The 2,145-nt window shown below is 54.5% G+C and carries 1 rRNA gene; it reads left to right on the forward strand.

Annotation, left to right across the window (positions count from 1 at the left end):
- Window positions 1–2,145, forward strand: a 23S ribosomal RNA gene (locus tag B156_RS0124625); the annotation flags it as partial.

Consider the following 2,145-nt stretch of genomic DNA (forward strand, 5'->3'; position numbering starts at 1 on the left):
CAAGGTTAAGAACGTGAACGTTCGCAGCCGAAGCGAAAGCGAGTCTGAACAGGGCGTCTAGTCAGTGGGGGTTGACGCGAAACTTGGTGATCTACCCCTGGCCAGGTTGAAGGAGTGGTAAAACACTGTGGAGGACCGAACCGATAAGCGTTGAAAAGCTTCCGGATGAGCTGGGGGTAGGGGTGAAAGGCCAATCAAACTGAGAAATAGCTCGTACTCTCCGAAATGTTTTTAGGAACAGCGTTGCGTGTTACCACCGGTGAGGTAGAGCCACCAACAGGATGCGGGGGAGTCACATCCTACCAACTTCTGATGAACTCCGAATGCGCCGGTGGGTGCGTGGCAGTGAGGGCTTGGGTGCTAAGGTCCAAGTCCGAGAGGGGAACAACCCAGACCATCAGCTAAGGTCCCAAAGTATATGCTAAGTTGAACAAAGGCGGTCCGGCTGCTGAGACAGCCAGGAGGTTAGCTTGGAAGCAGCTATTCCTTTAAAGAGTGCGTAACAGCTCACTGGTCGAGCGGGGCGGGCGTCGATAATAACCGGGCATCAAGCATATCACCGAAGCTATGGACTCATGCAAGAGCATGATGTGGTAGGAGAGCATTCTGACAGCAGTGAAGTTGTTCCGTGAGGGATGGTGGAGCGGTTAGAAAAGCAAATGTAGGCATAAGTAACGAGAATGGGGATGAGAACTCCCCACACCGAAAAGCTAAGGTTTCCTCCGCGATGGCAGTCATCGGAGGGTTAGTCGGGGTCTAAGGAGCAGCCGACAGGCGGGCTTTGAGGGGAAACGGGTTAATAGTCCCGTACTATCTATGCAGGGGTGCTCATGACGGAGTGCCAGAGATGCTACGTCCTGACGGAATAGGGCGTTGAGATGAGTCTTCGGATGAGTCGAAGCGTTGACGGGGCTTCCAAGAAAAGTGAGTAGCCGTTAAGCGTATGGATACCCGTACCGTAAACCGACACAGGTAGCTGGGAAGAATATTCTAAGGTGCGCGAAAGAATCATGGTTAAGGAACTCGGCAAGATGACCCTGTAACTTCGGGATAAGGGGGGCCTACTGGCAACAGAGGCTGCAGAGAAGAGGCCCAGGCGACTGTTTACCAAAAACACAGGACTCTGCCAAAATGAAAGTTGACGCATAGGGTCTGACACCTGCCCGGTGCTGGAAGGTTAAGGGGGGAGCTTAGTCGCAAGGCGAAGGTTTGAACTGAAGCCCCAGTAAACGGCGGCCGTAACTATAACGGTCCTAAGGTAGCGAAATTCCTTGTCGGGTAAGTTCCGACCTGCACGAATGGTGTAACGATCTGGGCACTGTCTCAACCATGAGTTCGGTGAAATTGTAGTAGCGGTGAAGATGCCGCTTACCCGCCACGGGACGGAAAGACCCCGTGCACCTTTACTACAGCTTAACGCTGAATGCCGGTCAGGCATGTGTAGGATAGGCGGGAGGCAGTGAAGCGGTGTCGCCAGGCATCGTGGAGCCAACCTTGAAATACCGCCCTTTTCTGACTGGCGTTCTAACTACGAGAGTAGGACCGCGTTTGGTGGGTAGTTTGACTGGGGTGGTCACCTCCGAAAGGGTAACGGAGGTTTCCCAAGGTTTGCTCATGCCGGACGGTAATCGGCAGGGGAGTGCAATAGCAGAAGCAAGCTTGACAGTGAGGCCCACAAGCCGATCTGGTGCGAAAGCAGGGTATAGTGATCCGGTGGTTCCGCATGGAAGGGCCATCGCTCAAAGGATAAAAGGTACGCCGGGGATAACAGGCTGATCTCCCCCAAGAGCTCACATCGACGGGGAGGTTTGGCACCTCGATGTCGGCTCGTCACATCCTGGGGCTGGAGAAGGTTCCAAGGGTTCGGCTGTTCGCCGATTAAAGTGGCACGCGAGCTGGGTTCAGAACGTCGTGAGACAGTTCGGTCCCTATCTGTGGTGGGCGTGGGAATACTGACGGGATCTGTCCTTAGTACGAGAGGACCGGGATGGACTCACCGCTGGCGTACCGGTTGTTTGGCCGCAGGCACGGCCGGGTAGCTACGTGGGGATCAGATAAGCGCTGAAAGCATCTAAGTGCGAAACTGGCCTGAAGATGAGTGTTCCGGTATAAAGGGGTGTTGTAGACGACGACGTTGATAGGCGG

It is taken from the genome of Spirosoma luteum DSM 19990 (genome assembly GCF_000374065.1).
In the GTDB taxonomy this organism is placed as follows: domain Bacteria; phylum Bacteroidota; class Bacteroidia; order Cytophagales; family Spirosomataceae; genus Spirosoma; species Spirosoma luteum.